Source organism: Photobacterium sp. BZF1, from assembly GCF_014349205.1.
Classification (GTDB): domain Bacteria; phylum Pseudomonadota; class Gammaproteobacteria; order Enterobacterales; family Vibrionaceae; genus Photobacterium.
The window spans coordinates 1-18,636 of record NZ_JACSOF010000090.1; the positions used below are offsets into that span (position 1 = coordinate 1).

At 47.0% G+C, this 18,636-nt stretch carries 17 protein-coding genes and 1 tRNA gene; 15 read left to right on the forward strand and 3 right to left on the reverse strand.

The window, feature by feature from the left end:
- Positions 1-779: 779 nt before the first annotated feature.
- The 11 genes from trxB (at position 780) to BIZ37_RS19020 (ending at position 13,145) form a co-directional block, all read left to right on the forward strand.
- On the forward strand, positions 780-1,991 hold the full coding sequence (trxB, locus tag BIZ37_RS18970) for a thioredoxin-disulfide reductase (RefSeq protein ID WP_187462813.1): 1,212 nt from the start codon (positions 780-782) through the stop codon (positions 1,989-1,991).
- A gap of 10 nt (positions 1,992-2,001) precedes the next feature.
- Positions 2,002-2,328: a co-chaperone YbbN gene (locus BIZ37_RS18975; RefSeq protein WP_107296103.1), complete on the forward strand. Its 327-nt coding sequence runs from the start codon at positions 2,002-2,004 to the stop codon at positions 2,326-2,328.
- A 105-nt stretch (positions 2,329-2,433) separates the two neighbouring features.
- Positions 2,434-2,901, forward strand: coding sequence for a glycine/sarcosine/betaine reductase complex selenoprotein A (gene grdA, locus BIZ37_RS18980; protein WP_107296104.1), 468 nt, complete (start codon positions 2,434-2,436; stop codon positions 2,899-2,901).
- A gap of 14 nt (positions 2,902-2,915) precedes the next feature.
- On the forward strand, positions 2,916-3,380 hold the full coding sequence (gene grdA / locus BIZ37_RS18985; protein ID WP_272898703.1) for a glycine/sarcosine/betaine reductase complex selenoprotein A: 465 nt from the start codon (positions 2,916-2,918) through the stop codon (positions 3,378-3,380).
- Positions 3,381-3,460: 80 nt separating this feature from the next.
- Positions 3,461-5,002 (forward strand): glycine/sarcosine/betaine reductase complex component C subunit beta, encoded by a 1,542-nt coding sequence (gene grdC / locus BIZ37_RS18990; RefSeq protein ID WP_187462814.1) that lies wholly within the window; start codon positions 3,461-3,463, stop codon positions 5,000-5,002.
- 12 nt (positions 5,003-5,014) lie between these two features.
- Positions 5,015-6,178: a glycine/sarcosine/betaine reductase complex component C subunit alpha gene (gene grdD, locus BIZ37_RS18995; RefSeq protein WP_187462815.1), complete on the forward strand. Its 1,164-nt coding sequence runs from the start codon at positions 5,015-5,017 to the stop codon at positions 6,176-6,178.
- Between the two features lie 105 nt (positions 6,179-6,283).
- Entirely contained in the window at positions 6,284-7,327 is a 1,044-nt protein-coding gene (selD, locus tag BIZ37_RS19000) for a selenide, water dikinase SelD (RefSeq protein WP_187462816.1), read from the forward strand.
- A gap of 104 nt (positions 7,328-7,431) precedes the next feature.
- Positions 7,432-8,724 carry a glycine/sarcosine/betaine reductase component B subunit gene (locus tag BIZ37_RS19005; protein WP_187462817.1) on the forward strand — a complete coding sequence of 431 codons (1,293 nt, stop codon included), beginning with the start codon at positions 7,432-7,434 and terminating at the stop codon, positions 8,722-8,724.
- Between the two features lie 14 nt (positions 8,725-8,738).
- Positions 8,739-10,037, forward strand: coding sequence for a glycine reductase complex selenoprotein B (grdB, locus tag BIZ37_RS19010; RefSeq protein WP_187462818.1), 1,299 nt, complete (start codon positions 8,739-8,741; stop codon positions 10,035-10,037).
- A gap of 868 nt (positions 10,038-10,905) precedes the next feature.
- Positions 10,906-12,180, forward strand: coding sequence for a cytochrome-c peroxidase (locus BIZ37_RS19015; protein WP_187462819.1), 1,275 nt, complete (start codon positions 10,906-10,908; stop codon positions 12,178-12,180).
- Complete coding sequence (locus BIZ37_RS19020) at positions 12,177-13,145, forward strand: hypothetical protein (protein WP_187462820.1); 969 nt, start codon at positions 12,177-12,179, stop codon at positions 13,143-13,145. The genes BIZ37_RS19015 and BIZ37_RS19020 overlap by 4 nt, the downstream gene beginning before the upstream one ends.
- An 83-nt stretch (positions 13,146-13,228) precedes the next feature.
- Here the strand turns inward: BIZ37_RS19020 and BIZ37_RS19025 are convergent, their stop codons facing one another.
- Positions 13,229-14,152, reverse strand: a complete 924-nt coding sequence (locus tag BIZ37_RS19025) for a LysR family transcriptional regulator (protein ID WP_187462821.1) — start codon at positions 14,150-14,152, stop codon at positions 13,229-13,231.
- Between the two features lie 139 nt (positions 14,153-14,291).
- Between BIZ37_RS19025 and BIZ37_RS19030 the strand changes: the two genes are divergently transcribed.
- A complete protein-coding gene (locus tag BIZ37_RS19030) occupies positions 14,292-15,257 on the forward strand; it encodes an alpha/beta hydrolase (RefSeq protein ID WP_187462822.1) in 966 nt (321 codons plus the stop codon).
- Between the two features lie 66 nt (positions 15,258-15,323).
- Here BIZ37_RS19030 and BIZ37_RS19035 read toward each other — a convergent pair whose 3' ends face one another.
- On the reverse strand, positions 15,324-15,809 hold the full coding sequence (locus tag BIZ37_RS19035; RefSeq protein ID WP_107296115.1) for a VOC family protein: 486 nt from the start codon (positions 15,807-15,809) through the stop codon (positions 15,324-15,326).
- A gap of 249 nt (positions 15,810-16,058) precedes the next feature.
- Between BIZ37_RS19035 and BIZ37_RS19040 the strand changes: the two genes are divergently transcribed.
- Positions 16,059-17,216, forward strand: a complete 1,158-nt coding sequence (locus tag BIZ37_RS19040; protein ID WP_187462823.1) for a winged helix-turn-helix domain-containing protein — start codon at positions 16,059-16,061, stop codon at positions 17,214-17,216.
- Between the two features lie 162 nt (positions 17,217-17,378).
- The gene (locus BIZ37_RS30685; RefSeq protein WP_370577398.1) at positions 17,379-17,429 is read left to right on the forward strand and encodes a hypothetical protein; all 51 of its coding nucleotides are present in this window, start codon (positions 17,379-17,381) and stop codon (positions 17,427-17,429) included.
- A 287-nt stretch (positions 17,430-17,716) separates the two neighbouring features.
- Here BIZ37_RS30685 and BIZ37_RS19050 read toward each other — a convergent pair whose 3' ends face one another.
- Positions 17,717-18,160, reverse strand: a complete 444-nt coding sequence (locus BIZ37_RS19050) for a GrdX family protein (RefSeq protein ID WP_187462825.1) — start codon at positions 18,158-18,160, stop codon at positions 17,717-17,719.
- Between the two features lie 345 nt (positions 18,161-18,505).
- Here BIZ37_RS19050 and BIZ37_RS19055 point away from each other — a divergent pair.
- Positions 18,506-18,597, forward strand: a tRNA-Sec gene (locus BIZ37_RS19055).
- The last annotated feature ends 39 nt before the right edge of the window (positions 18,598-18,636 follow it).

Consider the following 18,636-nt stretch of genomic DNA (forward strand, 5'->3'; position numbering starts at 1 on the left):
TTTAATATTCTGCTAGTTGTGTTTTTACAGGGCTTGCATAAAAGTGCTTGTCCATTCCGTAAATATCACACTTATTGAAGTCTTATCGCTTATTAGTAGTGGGTGGGGAGATTTCAAAAATAAAAAATAAAGCTGGCTTCAAGACAGGGTTAGTCTCATGAAAACAGTACAAAAGAGCGTTTTCATTATTTTGCTATATATCCCTATTTTACCACTGAGATAACGCAATACTTTTATTTTTACAATTGATTAGTTTTACTAATGCATCTGTGCGATTTCAGACAATCATCAAAATTATATAATTTTGTTGAACCATGATCACATCAGTTTCCAGAATGAGTGGAAATTCACTATAAGTAGAATATTTACGTAAAAATTCACTATCGGAACAAGCTTTGTTGCTTGGTTGTTATTGAACAGGTGTTTTTACTTAACAAGTCTGGGCTTTTTAGAAGCATTAATATGACTTGCGTATCATATTAATGGTTGGTTTAGAGTTTTATACTGGAATTGGGCTTTGCTCACAAAAAATATCACATTACTAATTATAATCAGCCATAAGTTTTACGAACAAGAAGCTATTACTGGGTAAAAGGAAAATTACAAGATAAATAACTACCCAAGAGAGATACGGCAGTCCTTTTTGTAACTATGGATACTGAAGCTTGATATTTGGTTCTCGTCTAACTTTGGGTCTGCAATAACTGATTTGTTCTAAATGCATTCTTTATACCTAGAGGTATTAAGGGTGTGGTGTGAAATAGCAATCGGTGAAAAATATGTCAGAACTATACGATGTCATTATTATCGGTGGCGGAGCTGGTGGATTGTCTGCTGGTGTCTATGCTGCTCGCGGTAAAATGAAAACCCTGGTCATAGAAGATAAAAGGAATACAGGTGGCCAGGCTGCAACAACCAGTGAAATGGAAAACTATCCGGGTATTCTCGAGGCTACTGGCCCGCAGTTGATGGATATGTTCCGGGAGCACTGTGACAAATTCGGTGTGGAATTCGCGCGTGGTTTGGTTACGGGGATCTCGATTGCCGAAGACGGCTTCATCAAAACCTTAACCACCAATAAAGGCGAAACTTACCAGGCAAAAAGTATTATTGTCGCGACAGGGGCAACACCGCGAATTCTTGGTATTACCGGTGAATCTGAATTCCGTGGTAAAGGCGTGTCCTATTGCGCGACGTGTGACGCTGACTTCTATGAAGAACTGGATGTGGTGGTCGTGGGCTCTGGCAATACGGCGGTGGAAGAGTCTGTTTTCCTGACCAAGTTTGTCAACAAAGTCACCATGGTTGTGCTCCATGACCAAGGCATTCTCGATGCTGACCGAACAGCCCAAGAACAGGCGTTTGCCAACGACAAAATTGAATTTGTCTGGAACTCAGTGGTGGAAGAGATCACCGGTGATGAGTTGGTCAACGGCGTGAAACTCAAGAACCTAAAAACTGGCGAAATCAGTGAACTGGCTACTGACGGTGTGTTCATGTTTGTCGGTACTGTGCCAAAAACCGACTTTGTCAAAGAGCTAATCGAGCTGACACCACAAGGTTATGTCATTACCAATGACAAGCAGGAAACCAGTGTGCCGGGCATTTTCGCTGTCGGTGATGTGACCGATAAATTCCTCCGTCAGGTTGTTACTGCTGCGGGTGACGGCGCTGTCGCCGCCGTAGCTGCCGACCGATATATCGAGGAAGAAGAGAGTTGGCGCAAGTCGGTGTCGGAATTTGGTGGCACGGCGATGGTGGCATTCTGGAACCCGCTGAGCAAAGAAAGCTTGGAAGTTATCAACCAGCTAGAGCTTAAGTGCAAAGACCACCCAGAACAGCGTGTTGTGACGATTGATACCTATAAGAGCCAGAACATTGCGAACCGTTTCTCGGTATCTGAAGTGCCTGTAGTGATTCGATTTGACGCTGGGCAGGAAGCCAAGCGAGTAGATGTTAAGGATATTACCGAGTTAGAAACTCTGTATTAAGGGAAACGCAATGATAGAACTAACCAAAGAAAACTTTGATGCCGAAGTCAAAACCGATGGCATCGTATTGGTGGACTTCTGGAGCGAGAACTGTGGCCGCTGCATCGAGTTGATGCCAGAGGTAATGGCGCTAGCCGAGAAGTACGGTGAGGAAATTAAGTTCTGCAAACTGAATATTCAGGGCAACCGCCGTTTGGCGATGGCACAGAAAGTGATGGGGCTACCGTCGTTTGTTTTCTACCGTAACGGTGAGAAAGCAGAACACCTTTCTGGTGAAGAATTGGAAATCGAACATGTTGAAAGCATGATCGAGAGCTTCGTGGCAGAAACTGCCTAAAGCTAAAGAATTTGTATTGGATGGGGGCAACCCCGTTGGCACAAATAAACCGGTGAGTTATCACCAACATTAAACACTAAGTAATCCGTACCCTTGGAGTGAACAATGCTCAAAGATAAGAAAGTTATTATCTTGGGAGACAGGGACGGTGTACCGGGCCAGGCAATTGAAGCCTGCATTAAATCTGCCGGTGCGCATGTTCTTTTCTCTACAACTGAGTGTTTCGTCTGAACCAGCGCAGGTGCTATGGATCTGGAAAACCAAAAGAGGATTAAAGGTTTCGCTGACGAGTTCGGCCCAGAAAATCTGGTTGTCGTGCTTGGCGGTGCTGAAGCGGAAGCTTCTGGCCTAGCGTGTGAAACCGTGACAAACGGCGATCCTACTTTTGCCGGACCATTAGCCGGAGTCCAGTTGGGACTCTCTTGTTATCATGTGGTTGAGCCGGAAATTAAAGACAATGTCGACGCTGCTATCTACGACGAGCAGGTCAGCATGATGGAAATGGTACTTGATGTCGATGCCATCGTGGCGGAAGTCAAAGAGTATCGTGAGCAATTTGGAAAGTATGTTTAATCGGGGGCAGAATTGTGTTCGCTAACAAAACAGTGATCATTCTGGGAGACCGTGACGGCGTACCTGGGCAGGCAATCGAAGCCTGCATGCAAACAACAGGTGCTCACGTTGCTTTCTCCACCACAGAATGTTTCGTCTGAACAAGCGCAGGCGCAATGGATCTTGAGAACCAAAAGCGGATTAAAGCCCTAGCCGATGAAAAAGGCGCCGAGAATCTGGTTGTGATTCTGGGTGGCGCAGAAGCGGAAGCTTCTGGCCTAGCGTGTGAAACCGTCACCACCGGTGATCCGACTTTTGCAGGACCATTGGCGGGAGTCCAGTTAGGACTCTCTTGTTATCACGTGGTTGAAGACGAAGTTAAAAACGCCGTCGATCCGGCTGTTTATGAAGAACAGGTTGGAATGATGGAAATGGTACTTGATGTCGATGCTATCAAAGCGGAAATGCAACAATACCGCAGCGAAACTGCATTAGCATAAGTATATCTCAATGCTGGTTCGGATCTGTTTTCAAACAGGCAGGTTCGAACCTTTTATCCGGCTCGGATGCAGGAGTAACAATGGGATACGCAGTAATAAAAGGCGTGAGCTATGTGCTCGCCCATACCCCAGATGTGTTGATCCAACACGGTTCGGTGCAAGTTCAGACCAGGGCTAAAGACCCGTCAGATACTTACTTGCAGCAATTGAAAGACCATCTTCGCCCTTTTGAAGAAGTGGTATCTTACCCCGCGAACCAGTGCTACATCGGAAACCTGACCCCACAGCAGTTGGCAGATATTCCCCTACCTTGGTATGAAAACCATGAGCATACGGCTCAGGAAGGTAAGTTCGGCGAAATCTACAACCAGCCCCAATTTTATGCCATGTTGAATCACGTGGATGTGTTCAACTTGGTCCACTTAACCCAGGAATTTATTGATACCTATCAGTCTAGTGCTGGCCACCATCCGCTTTATGGCGAGGTTGATTTATTAGCAGGCCACCAACTGATCAGCAAGGATGAAATCTTGGCGTTGGTTGAGCATCATCAGGCCGAAGTGCTGATGATGAACGGCGAGTTGGTCGGTTGCGTCAAGGCCGCCCACGACGAGGATGAGAACCTCTCCGCCCACATCATGCTTGAAAACCTTTGTACCAAGGCATCAGGCGTGATGGCAGCAATGCACCTCAAGCAGCAGGGCATTGATTTTGACAACGTTGATTACATCATCGAGTGCTCTGAGGAAGCCTGTGGCGATATCAACCAGCGTGGTGGCGGTAACTTTGCCAAAGCTATCGGTGAGATCATCGGTTGTAACAGCGCGACGGGTTCCGACGTGCGAGGCTTCTGTGCAGCCCCTGCCCATGCAATGACACTGGCGGCAGCATTGGTGAAATCCGGCGTATTTAAGAACGTGATGGTGGTTGCGGGTGGTGCGGTTGCCAAGCTTGGCATGAACGGCCGTGACCATGTGAAGCAAAACATGCCGGTACTGGAAGACTGCCTGGCGGGCTTTGCTTGTATGGTGACTGAAAATGACGGCATCAGCCCAGAGATCAACACCGATATTGTTGGCCGTCACCAGATTGGTACGGGTTCATCGCCGCAGGCGGTAATGACTGCTTTAATCGCCAACCCGCTGAAAGCGGCTGGTATGAAGATGACCGATATCGACAAATATTCGGTTGAAATGCAAAACCCAGAGATCACCAAGCCAGCCGGTGCCGGTAACGTGCCTGAGTCAAACTACAAGATGATTGCAGCCTTGGCAGTAAAAGAAGGCCAGATGGAGCGTACCCAGCTACCAGCCTTTGTCCAGCAGCACGGCATGACAGGCTTTGCACCGACCCAGGGCCATATCCCTTCAGGGGTTCCCTTCCTTGGCTTTGGCCGCGAGATGATTGTCAACGGCGATATCAATAATTTCATGATGGTTGGCAAGGGTAGCTTGTTCCTTGGTCGTATGACCAATCTGTTCGATGGCCTCAGCTTTGTGGTGCAGAAAAACAGTGGCAAGCAGGCTGAAGCCTTTGACGAAAATCAGGTTAAACAAGTCGTTGCGCAGGCAATGCGCGATGTGGCTGAGAACCTACTGTCCCCTAAGCAGGGCGAGCAGTAACCGGAGGCTGAGATGGCGAATATCAATCAACAACTGGCCGACACCTTCAATGCCATGGCAGATGGCTTGATGAGTGGTCAGCTTGGCAAAAAACTTCGCATCGGCCTGACTCTGATTGGCAGTGAGCACGGTTCGCAGGAGTTGCTGCGCGGGGCACAAATGGTCGCCCGCCAGTACAGCGATATCGAACCGGTGCTGATTGGCTGTGATGGACCCGATTGTGGTTTCGAATGTTATCCGGCAGCGGATCTGCATGAGTGCCACAAGGTGATGGAGAGCCTGTTTGCCGAGCAACAGCTCGATGGCTGCGTCACCCTTCATTACGCTTTCCCATTAGGAGTGAGCACCATGGGCAAGGTGGTAACACCGTCAACGGGGCGCGAGATGATCATCGCTTCCACGACAGGGACCACAGATACCCAGCGGCAGGCTTCGATGCTGAAAAATGCGATTTACGGTATCGCGCTGGCCAAATCAACTGGGATCGAAAAACCGACTGTCGGTGTCCTTAATGTTGATGGTGCTTCAGTCTGCGAGCGTGCTCTGCGTGAGCTTCAGCAAGGGGGTTACGATATCCAGTTTGCCCAGTCAGGACGTGCCGATGGCGGAATTGCCATGCGTGGTAACGATCTGCTTCAGGGTACACCGGATGTGATGGTAACCGATAGCCTGACAGGCAACTTGCTGATGAAAATGTTCTCGTCATTTACGACTGGTGGTAGTTATGAAGCCTCTGGCTGTGGCTATGGACCGGGGTTAGGTGAGGGCGCGACGAAACAACCTGTGAATATCATCTCACGGGCGTCAGGCGCACCGGTCGTGGCAGGTGCCATGAGGTTGTGTGCTGACGCAGCGAGAGGAGAGGTTATGAAGCGCGTTGACGAGGAATGGGAAGCCGCCACCCTGTCAGGGTTGAACAGTGTCTTGGCTAAGTATTGTACGGCTAAGCCCGCTGCAGAGGAGACCGAAACGGTGGTTGCACCACCAGAGAAGGTGACCGATGCAGAGATCGGCGGGATCGATATCCTCGTGATTGAAGAGGCCTGCCAGGCACTGTGGAAAGCGAACATTTTTGCCCGCACGGGGATGGGCTGTACCGGTCCTATCGTGTTAGTGGCAAAAAGTGATTTGGAGCAAGCAAAAACCAAGTTAGTTGAGGCAGACTATATCAGCTAATTATGGATTTTTGCTTTAAATCCAGATATTTGCACTATTCTGCTTTGTCGGAATAGATCATCGGGTAGTTCGCTACCCTTACCGTCCACTTCAAAGGAATTAGAGATGACAGAGAAAATTCGTCTGACGCAGATGACCAAGAAAGCCGGGTGAGCCGCTAAAATAGGCCCTAAGGCCATGGCGCAGGTTCTGCAGTCCATTTCACCCCTATTTCCCGAACAAGCGTACCCCGATCTGATGGTTGGGCTGACGGTAAGCGATGATGCTGCCGTCTACAAAATCAACGACGATGTTGCCGTTATCCAAACATTGGATTTCTTTACTCCAATCGTGGATGACCCCTATGACTTCGGTGCCATTGCCGCGGCGAATGCCTTGAGCGATGTGTATGCCATGGGTGGTCAGGTAACACTGGCGATGAATATCTTTTGTGTGCCAACCGACCTTCCGCAGGAAGTCGTCGGCCAGATCCTCAAAGGCGGTGCGGAGAAAGTCCGTGAAGCTGGCGCGGTATTGGTTGGCGGTCATACCGTGGAAGACAGCGAGCCGAAATTTGGCTTGTCTGTAATGGGCACCATCCACCCGTCTAAAGTGCAAACCAAGGCGGCGGTGGAAAGTGGCGATGTTCTGGTACTGACCAAACCAATTGGTACCGGACTAATTTCAACTGCAGCCAAACGCGGTAAAGCGAGTCAGGCGGCGATCCAAGCCTCTACTGACAGCATGAAAAAGCTAAATCGCAAAGCGGCTGAAATTTTTGCCAATTACCCCGTTAAGGCTTGTACCGATGTTACTGGTTACTCTCTGCTGGGCCATGCCCACGAGATGGCCGAGAAAAGTGATATCTGTATGCACTTCAAGGCGGAACAGGTGCCGTTCTTACCAGAAGCCGAAGACTATGCCGCCCAAGGGTTATTCCCTGGGGGAGCGAAGCGCAACCTTGATGCGTACCGTGAAGACATAGTGTTTGCTGAAGGTTTGGATGAAAGTTGGCATCGCAAGCTGTGCTGCCCGGAAACTTCCGGTGGCCTGCTGGCAGCTGTACCAAAAGATTGTCTGGATGCGTTATTAACTGAATTTAGCAGTCAAGATGAACCCTGTTGGGTTGTCGGGTATGCCGAGGAAGGTTCTGGCCTAAAGGTCAGCTGACTCGGTCACTAATTAGGTTGTCAGGCCTCTGCCGAGGCCGGCACCTTGCTAAATCAATTCTATCTTGGGATCCCCTCCCATTTGACGCTTGTTTGGAGAAACACATGAAACTCGAACTAGGCAATATCCATGTTCGTGATCTGGCCTTTGGTCCAGTAAGCGAAGTCAAAGAAAATACTGTGGTCATCGATCAGCAGGCATTAATTGCCCACCTGACCGAGCTGGATCACCGTATCCGCTCATTAGAACTGTCTATCGCCAAACCGGGTGACAGTACCCGTATTATGCCGGTCAAAGATGTCATTGAACCGCGTGTAAAAGTTGGCTGCGAAGGCGATATCTTCCCTGGACGTCATCTAGGCGAAGAAGCCATGGTTGGTGAAGGCCGTACCCATGTATTAAAAGGCATGGCGGTCGTAACTACCGGTGAGATCGTTGGTTTCCAGGAAGGGATCATCGATATGAGCGGCCCGGGTGCGGATTACACCCCGTTCTCATCGACACTGAACCTAGTTATCCAATGTGAAGTGGATGAAAGCTGCAACCAGTACGACCATGAAGGCGTTGTTCGTCTTGTTGGTTTGGAAGCGGCACGTTGGATTGGCCGCTTGGCTGAGCATATCGAACCGGAAGAGGTTGAGACCTACGAAACTAAGCCGCTGCTTGAGCAAGCTGCACAGTTCCCGCACCTACCGAAGGTGGGTTATGTCTATATGTTGCAAAGCCAAGGCCTGCTGCACGACACATACTACTACGGGGTTGATGTTAAAGGCATCCTGCCAACATTGATGTACCCGACGGAAGTGATGGACGGTGCGATTATCAGTGGTAACTGTGTATCGGCCTGTGACAAGAACACCAGCTTCGTTCACCAGAACAGCCCTGTGATTTACGACTTGTACCGCCACCACGGCACCAAGTACAACTTCATGGGTGTCATCGTGACTAACGAAAACGTCACCCTGAAAGACAAAGAGCGCTCTTCCAACTTCACCGTCAAGCTCGCCAAGCAAATGGGCTGGGAAGCGGCGATTGTGAGTGAAGAAGGCTTTGGTAACCCAGATGCCGACTTGATGATGAACTGTGCCAAGCTGGAAGCTGCAGGTATCAAGACCGTATTGCTGACTGACGAATATGCCGGCCAGAACGGTGAGAGCCAGTCTTTGGCAGACTCGCACAAGAGTGCCGATGCGGTGATCACCAATGGTAATGCCAACCAGCTAGTGACCCTACCAGCGATGAATACCGTAATTGGCCATGACCGCTACGCCGATGTCGTTGCGGGGGGCTTCAACGGTAGCTTGCATGAAGACGGTTCAATCACTGTAGAACTACAGGCGATTATCGGGGCAACCAGTGAGCTTGGTTTCCATACCCTCACTACCAAAGCTAGCTAAGCGAGGACACTCTAATGACAATTAAAGTCGTATATTACTTAAACCAGTTCTTCGCCCAAAAAGGTGGTGAAGAGATGGCCCACACTCCAATGGAAGTGGTTGAAGGAACTATCGGTGTCGGCACGCAGGTGAACACCATGCTGCAAGACCGTGCAGAAGTTACCCATACCATTATCTGTGGTGACTCTTACTTCAATGAAAATGAAAGCCTATGCTGCCATAGCCTGCAGGAAATCTTAGCCCAGCTAAAACCTGATCTTGTTGTTGCAGGTCCTGCCTTCAATGCGGGCCGTTACGGTATGGCTTGTGGTACCGTTGCCAAAGTGGCTCATGAAATGGGAATTACCACCATTTCTGGCATGTACATCGAAAACCCTGGCTACGAGCTATTCCGTCAGTATGCTTACATGGTGGAAACTGGCAATAGCGCAGCAAGTATGCGTAAAGCCATTCCGGCTATGGTGAAGATGATCAACCGTTTCATCGATACTGAAGGCGAGATGGGATCACCTGAAGAAGCGGGCTACATGCCTCGCGGTATCCGGGTAAACTTCTTCGCTGATAAGCGTGGCTCTGAGCGTGCGGTTGATTTGCTAATCAATAAGCTTGCGGGTAGCGAGTTTACAACGGAATACCCAATGCCGGTCTTTGACCGTGTCGAGCCGCAGCCTCCGGTTGAGATGCTAAGCACGGCCAAGTTTGCGTTGGTGACCTCTGGTGGTGTTGTGCCTAAAGGCAACCCGGATCATATCGAGTCTTCCAGTGCGTCCAAGTACGGTGAGTACAGCATTCAAGGGCTGGAAACACTGACCGAAGAGACCCATGAAACTGCCCACGGTGGTTATGATCCGGTTGCCTGTAACCAGAACCCTAACCGTGTGCTGCCTGTCGACGTATTACGCGACATGGAGCGTGAAGGGGTTATCGGTAGCCTGCATGACATGTTCTATACCACAGTCGGTAACGGTACTGCGGTAGCGAAAGCCAAGGAATACGGTGCAGAAATTGCGATGAAGCTTCAGAAGGCCGGGGTGACAGCCGCCATCTTCACCTCCACTTGAGGCACTTGCACACGTTGCGGCGCAACGATGGTCAAAGAAATCGAGAAAGTGATGCCTGTAGTTCACATTGCAACTGTTGTTCCAATTTCGAAAACAGTGGGTGCGAACCGTATTGTCCCTGCAGTGGCTATTCCTCATCCTCTGGGTGATCCGAATATGCAACCAGCGGAAGAGAAATACATGCGTCGTCAGCTAGTTGAGAAGTCACTGGGTGCACTTCAGACTAAGATAGATGACCAAACGGTATTCTAAGTCGAGCCTTGTGTAATTACCCAATTGCATGAGACCAAGCCAGCCGGAAACGGCTGGCTTTTTTGTCTTATAACCAAGTTACCTCAAGGCGCTGAACCTGCATATTGAAGTAGCTTGGATATATTCCTAGATGTAATAAAGATTTCATTTCTGAATGTGGCCAAATAACCATCTGTGGATTATGGTTATTGGTGGTGGTTTTTGACTAAATTACTGTGCACTTGTGTGAACATCTATGTATGTAATCTGCGATTGAGTTATTGAATGTGTGACGCCGCTTCATAAAGGAATTTTTGCCAACAGAGTAAGAACATTCTCAGTGGCAATTTTTTAACTTTATATATTGAAAATATGATGAGTTACTCGTAAAAATATTACTTAAACTATCCGGTTTAATTTGTTTTTTATTGATTTATCCAACATTAGAAATCTTCGTAAATATACATGAGTTAAATACTTACAACAATTTATTTATATAAGGTAAATATATTTATGGTAAGGGCAGTTACTGGTCCTCTCGTTGTCTTTCTTTTTATTTTCTGCAACCTGTCGGCTACTGCATCAGAGTCTACTGAAGTAGTGAGTGAGTTTGGTTGGAGGGCGCAGAGCGTTGAAGGATATGTTGGCCTACCTATAAATCAGATACATAGTTGGAATTTGCAGATAACGGATGCTGCTGGAAACCCGACAGATTGTTTTCCGCAGCAGGTGAGAGGAGGGATGCCGGCCCATCGGCATGGGTTACCGACTCAACCACAATGGCACCAAGAGAGAGAAGTTGGAAACTATCGAATAGATGGTTTGAAGTTTCAGATGCCGGGTTTATGGCAAGTGATCTTTTCATGTAAGGATGACAGAGAGCGTACCCATGAATTTATCTTTGAGTTTATGCTTTAGGCGTTTCAATTACCTATTGCTATGCATGGTGATTATCGGATGCCCCGGTGAGGGGCCTGCTTTTCGTCAGCATTGGAACCAAGATGAACTAACTATTCTGCAGTCACTGCATTTGTCCAATCTACCGCCAGTCACTGATCCGGGTAATGCTTATATCGGTAATGATGCGGCTGCAGAGTTAGGGAGAAAGCTGTTTTTCTCGCCCCAGTTAAGCCAAAAAGGCGATACCTCTTGTGCCCACTGCCATCAACCTAAACATTATTTTACATCAGGTAAGCCGTTAGACGGCAAGCGTAATACGCCGACTGTAGTGGGTAGTGCGGCTTTTTCTTGGCAATTTTGGGATGGTCGGGCTGATAGCTTATGGTCACAGGCACTGTTTCCGCTCGAAGATCCTACCGAGCATGCACTGAGTCGGCTTGAAGTTGTTCACATCGTGTTAGACAACTTTAAGGATGACTACCAAGAGGCATTTGGAGTAACGGAGCAACTCAATCATTTTCTAAACGAAAAGGCCTCATTGCCAAGACAAGCCTCGCCAGTAAACAGTGTCGAAAACTGGGAGTTGTTGACCGATGGGCAGCGCAACCAAATCAACCAGATTTATGCGTCAATTGGTAAGGCTTTGGCGGCATACCAAGCCCGGCTGATGCCTGCAGAGTCACGGTTTGATAAATATGTCGAAGCGGTTGTCAAAAAAGATTATGAATCGGCTCATCAGCTTTTGAGCCCCGCTGAAGAGGCAGGGCTTAGCCTATTTATCAGTGACCGGGGACGTTGTATCCGCTGCCATAGCGGCCCATTGTTTTCAAACGGCGGGTTCACAGCAACGGCAGCGCCTGGAAGCCTGAATGATGAGGGACGTTTGGCGATTATTGAGCAACTGCCAAATAACGAGTTCAATTGTTTGAGCCAATACGCCGATGAAGGTGAGGGGAGTTGTGATGAACTGGTTTATTTGAAAACAGAAGGTGAAGAGTTACGCCATGCATTTAAAGTCCCCACACTTAGGAATATAAGTTTGACGGCGCCATACATGCATAACGGCTCATTTAACGAACTTGGTGAGGTAATGGATTATTATAATCGTTCGCCTCGTAATAGCTTGAACCATACAGAGCTAGAGCCGCTTTACCTATTTCCTTTCCAACTCAAACAACTTGAACAGTTTTTATTATCACTTGAAAGTGGAATAGCACCTTCATCGGTATGGGAGCTTGCCCACAACAAGGAGAAAGTAGAATGAGATATATTTCCCTGTTGTTTTTTACCTTATTTTCAATGCCTAGTTGGGCACATGTAAGATGGTTTGTTAATTCTACCCAGTTCCCAGATGTCAGCTTACCTATTGATCCACTCTTTTATTCCATTTTGGTCGCTGTAGTTGGGTTTTGCCTGTTTGCCTGTATCATTACCCGGCAGGGATTACTTGGCCCGGTAACCGCTAATCCTGTTATGACTGACTCCTTTTTTTTCTGGCGTATTCTAACGGTAATTATGGCGTTGTTCTTTATCCTCAATGTCGTGCTTGGCGAATTTATCGCGCCTAACCTGCAGCTGGATACAGGGCGCGAGATGATAGGTGTTTGTTTGCAGGTCGCTGTGGCGACTACGATGGTTTTTTCTGTATCCATCAGCGGGCTTATGATCCTATTGATCGCACTCACTTCAAGTATATTGCTGCCTTTTTCTGCCGTGATTGACTATATTCCCGAGTTGTTCGGTATTGGGGGGGCGTTAATATTGATTGGCCCTTATATCACCCCCTTTGACAAGAAGATGTTCAGTCGCTTTGTGAATTTCATAGGGGGACGGGGGAGCGCCGTAGTTTTGCTTCGTTTTATGCTGGGGTTACAGCTGTTGATCTTGGGGGTGCACAATAAACTCATGTTACCGGGCCTGTCGCTAACCTTCCTTGAAATGTATCCTTACTATAACTTCTTTCAACTATTGGGTTGGGAAGCTTTCAGTCATTTGCATTTTGTGTGGTTTGTCGGTTTGAGTGAGTCTTTGCTGGGGGTGATGTTGATGCTTGGCTTTGCCAACCGGCTAGTCGTTGGGTTGTTGGCGACGATATTCACTATCACCACCTATGTAGCGGGGCCAACTGACCTGCTGGGACACCTGCCTATATTCGCCATTGCTTTTATTTTGTTGTGTGAGTCAGTGAACAAGTCACCTAATCAACCTCAACTAAAGACCGCGAGCTAATTTCTAAAGGCTATAGCCAGCCATTAATGGCTGGCAATAGAAACAATTGGTGTTGCAGCAGGAATCATTAATCAAAATGTATGTTATCCAGCGTGCTTGAGGACTGTACTCACAGCCTCCTCAATCAGCGATTTTCCATATATTCTAAGTGGATCTAATGATGCTCTCTCGTGGAAAAGTAAGCATAGGCTTTGTGCTGGAATAAACGGGGCAGGATGGGTCGTTACATCATATTGTTGGAAAAATGGATCTTTCGTCTCAGCTGAGAACATTAGCCGGTCGGTACCTGCCAGAGCCATGGCCGCAAACTCCATCGATGATGATGAAAAGGCAATATTCCGGTGCTGATGGTGCTTAGTAGCTAAATAATTCAACCATCTCTCTACGGCTTCATGGGTATTTACCACAATATGTGGGTAGTCAAAGAGTTGGCTTTCGGTGAGTGGTGTACAAGCCAAAGGGTGGGTGTTGGCCATGACAACTTGGTAGTTGACTTTGCCTAACGGTAAGGCGGTTACCTGAGATAAATTATCGGGTGCAAAGCCTATGGCGAAATCAAGCCTAGCTTCACGTAGCATTTCAGGTACCCGTTCATTCCAATCTACAATATCCAACCTTACTTGGGGCAGTGTTTTGTTCATTCGTGATATCAAGGCGTGAATGAAGCTTCGGGCACCGTTGCGATGGCAAGCGATACGTAGAGTGCCCGTCGCTTTTAGAGGATCGAATTGAGATTCAAACAGTAGGTTTTCGAGCGACTGTAATTGCGCTGTCAATGCCGGTTGAATTTGAATGGCATACGGTGAAGGTTCTAAACTTCGTCCGCAACGGATCAGAAGAGGATCGCCTAACGAATCACGTAACTTTCCAAGCTGGTAGCTGACTGTGCTTTGTTGAATTTCCAGAATCTCTGCGGTACGTGATAGGTTTTTGGTTTCTATCAGCACCAATAACATGCGGAGCATTTTTAGATCTAATGCGGCTAATTGTTCAAAAGCGTTGTGCATTATTTGTCCCTATCCAAAACGGTAACAGAATAACTATAAAGCAGTATCAAAATTTTCGATAGCTGGTATTTTTCATATCGGATTGTTTGGATTTGCTTGTTTGAGAAAATATAACCATTCAATCAAAGAGGATGGAAAGATGACAAAGCCCCTGACTTCCCTTGTTTTATCAACACTTTTGCTATCCACTGCGGTTTCGGCTGAATTAGTCGGTGAGCATTTCATAGCTGAATTTGATATTCCTTATGGTAAAGGGTTGGTAACGGTTGATGGCAACACCACTCAGCGTGATTTGCTGATGGATGTTGTTAAACCCGCTGAACCTAAAGCAGAGCAAAATCCAGTTGTTGTAATGACCTTTGGTGGTAACTTTATTCGCGGTGGGCGTAATGATGTGTATTCGGTCGAGGGGGCACAAACGACAACCATGCGTGACTACTGTAAGTTGTTTGCCGAAGAAGGTTATACCTGTGTGGCTATCGACTATCGGTTGTCGTTGGAGGAGCCGGTGCCTTCGAATATTGGCTATAGCGATGAGTTGCTGGTAGAAGATGAGCTGCGCATGAAGGCGCTTCATGACCGCCACAACATGCTTCGGCAGGGTAAGGGATTAGAACCTCTACCGGATGGTAGCCCGATTGTTCGCAATACCATTATTTCAGCGGCAGAAGATCTTTATCGTGCAGTGGAGTATTTGCAGGCCAATGCCGATAAGTACAGTATTGATCCAGAGCGCATCGCTGTCGGTGGTTTTTCAGCTGGGGCAATGACGAGCTTCAATGTGGCTTATGGGATGAATGCGCCCGTCAAAGCTGTGTTAGCGAATTCTGGTAGGTCGTTGGGATTCGATGTTGAAGCGGCAGCAAAAGAGCGAGACACAACGCCTCCGGCATTGCTGCAAATGGGCCAGTATGACTTGGAGCCTCTTGTTAACAGTGTACGATACGTATTACCTAGCTACGAAGAACTTGGTATAGATGTCGATTTGGCTTGGGTTCCTGGTTTTGGTCATTTTTATCCCGCTGGGGCAATGACATTAGGGGCGGATTTAGCGCGGTCACCAATTATAGAGCGAATGGTTGCTTTTTTAGATACTCATTTATAACCGATTAATGGGTGTGATAAAGAAAAAGGATTGGCATTGCTGCCAATCCTTTTATTTGGTTGTGTGTTACTCGTACTCAGAAGCGTAAGTTTCTTCGTAAGTGTGAGAGTATAGCTCGAACAAGTTGCCGAACGGGTCTTCCAGGTAAACCATTTTGGCTGGCTTGTTGTCATCTTCTGGGTGGTAGCGCATGATATCCATACGAACCTTACCGCCGAACTGCTCTACTTTTTCAATGGTTGCCGCGAAGTCATCGGTCTGAAGACAGAAGTGGAAAATACCGATGCGAGAGAAATCAACTTCGTGACGCTCTTGGCGCTCTTTCATTTCAAAAAGTTCAACACCAATGCCGTCGGTAGTTACCAGGTGGGCAATGTTGAAGCCTTTGAAGCCTTCGCCGAAAACAGCGATACACATTCTGCCGATAGCGGTTTCACGTTCTTCGATCACTTTGGTGTTGCCCATGACAACTTTCAGGCCAAGCGCGTTAGTATAAAACTCAACGGCTTTATCCATGTCGCCGACCATAATACCTACGTGATTCATTTTCATAATTTGCTCCAGACTCTGATGAGTTGCTACGTGTTTTCTGCGTGATTTGTTTCGATGAGGAGAGTATATGGATAAACCACTATCAACTGAAATTATCAAAAATTATTTATTTGATAATTTAAAGTTATAATGCGGCGATAAGGACAAAGCTGCATTGCGGGCCGAGATTGCAACCGGTCATATTGGACAAGCACAACAGCAAAGGTGACAATTACAAGATACTCAAAGGAAGGAGAACCACTGTATCTTATGAACTCTCTATCTATTCCTGAAGCTCGGAAACTGGTTTTGCTCTCCCAAGGCCTTCCTGCCAAATCACAGAAAGGTAGCGCTTATGCCAAGACTTTGTCGGCATTTAACCGGATTGGGTATGTGCAGATAGATACGATTTCTGTTGTGCAGCGCGCCCATCACCACACGCTTTGGAGCCGAAATCCTGACTACCAATTGACACACTTAGAGCAGCTGGTTAGCGATAAGCAGGCCTTCGAGTATTGGTCACATGCAGCATCTTATCTGGTAATGGAAGATTACCGATTCAGTTTACCCCGAAAGCTTGCGATTAGATCTGGAGAACAAAACCACTGGTTTAAAAAAGACCCTAAACTAATGGCCAATGTGTTAAAGCGCATTGAATTGGACGGGCCGTTAATGGCCAAAGATTTCGAGTCAAAACTTGCCAAAAGAACGGGTTGGGAGAGCAAACCCACCAAGCAGGCATTAGAAATGCTCTATATGCAGGGTGATTTAATGATCACAGAGCGTCGTCAATTCCATAAAGTTTATGATCTCACCGAGCGGGTTTTGCCTGCGCATATTGATACCCGAGTCCCGACTGAGCAGGAGCATGCCCGTTACCTTGTTGTCAGCTTTCTAAAGGCCCATGCCATTGGTACTTTGCAGGAAATCACCTATTTACTTAAAGGAGTTAAAGCGCAGGTTGCTATTGCTCTATTGGAGCTGCAGGAAAACGGAGAAATTGAAAAGGTTAAAGTTAGCAACCTCGAGTATTACGTTCTTCAAGAGTCACTGGCTCTGCTTGACCAGCGGCTTTCACGTAAAACGGCAAAGATCCTTTCTCCGTTTGATAATTTGCTGATCCAAAGAGGCCGCGCAAGCTCGATCTTCAACTTCGACTATCAATTGGAATGTTATGTCCCAGCAGCAAAGCGCAAGTTTGGCTATTTCTGCCTGCCGATTTTGTGGGATGGTAGGTTGGTTGCCAGGGCCGACTGTAAAGTGGATAAGAAGACGTCGAGGCTTGATGTGATCCACTTGTTCCTGGAGAGCTCACTGAAAGCGAAAGAGGCTTTCATTGAGGCACTCGATCAAGAGTTGCAGGCCTTTGCCGCATTTAACCAATGCGGTGGATATGCTATAGCAAAAACGTCCACCACACCGTATTAGTGATCGTTACTTCTCTGGTACTTCGATTTTCGCAACAGCATTTTTTCCAAATCCTGAATTGCCGTCGACAGTTTGATGCCGCAAGTAATCAATCCATGTTCATGAAACAAGATCGAAGGGATCCGCTTTAAATTGTACTTTGAGCAATTAGCAGCGGTCGTGATGATAACTTCCACTCCGGCGATTTCTGTGTCATGTAACCAGTTCAACTGATGCTCTGAGCAAACGATGGTTACCCGCCCCACATTCTCTGGCTGCCAACGATGACTATACATCGAATCTTGAGTCTGTAAATTCGACATGACATCCCTTAGTTATTTTTGATACCTATATTTATTTTACTTTCTTTCTAAGGAGTTAAAGTTAGAGTTATGTCATTTGAAAGTCAGAATGATGCTATTACACAGCCCAAGATGCAGGGTAAGCACATGAAGCTAGTGAATAGGTGAAAGAGGCTTAAGAGGCTGGCTCATACGTCAGCCTCATTGTATGTACGGGGGTTAAACGACAGCAGCTTGGTAATCAGCAAACCGAATACCCATTGCACTTAAGCTTGATTTGATCAGCTGCAGATCGATGAATTGGAAGTCGCGATTTTGCTTGTCGGGGAACAGGCGATGAATGTCTGCGGCAGTTAATGTCATATGATTCGGGTTGGGCTGACACAGGATTTGGTAGCGCTCGATGGCTTGCTCAATGGTGTTGAGCGAATCCATGTCGAGCCCCTCTTGCTGATTGAGCAATACAATGCTTCGGTAAGGTGTTTCGTGTGGTTTAACGCTACCCGCCAAAGGGTGGGAGACAAGTCGCGCCCCAAGATGGATTTTGTCACGAGCTAATGTCAGTACATCCAGAATATGATCACGATGTGTGATAGTGACGTGGGTTGATAAGGTCGCAAGGCTTAAGTTGTTGCTGATAATTTCTAATCTGTCGTATCTCACGTTCTTGTCCATTATAGTTTTAATATCCCGTCGTATTATAGTTTTAATTCCAATGCACAAATTTGATCTTGTTGGTTATTTTATCAGAAATTTAAATATTCAAAGAAAGCTAATACGTCAGATAAGATAAATTAAGGGTAATGTTAATTTGCTGTGATTTTTCTGTATTTAAAACTGATAAAAGCACAATAACGGAAATACTGTTTAATTGAAATAACGTGAACTGATGCACATATAGGTACATTCAGTTGCATAATGTTTACACTTTGCCTGTAAGCTCACATATCGATGAACAAGGTCTTTAACTTGATGATTATTATAGTTATATTTGCCTCATCGAAACGCGGAAGTGGATGGGGTCTGGTGGCCCTCCCGGTCTTCAAAACCGACGTGAGCTGAATAGGCTTTGGCAGGTTCGATTCCTGCTCCTTCCGCCAACTCATTTCTAAATATTCGGAAATTATAAAACATCGGTT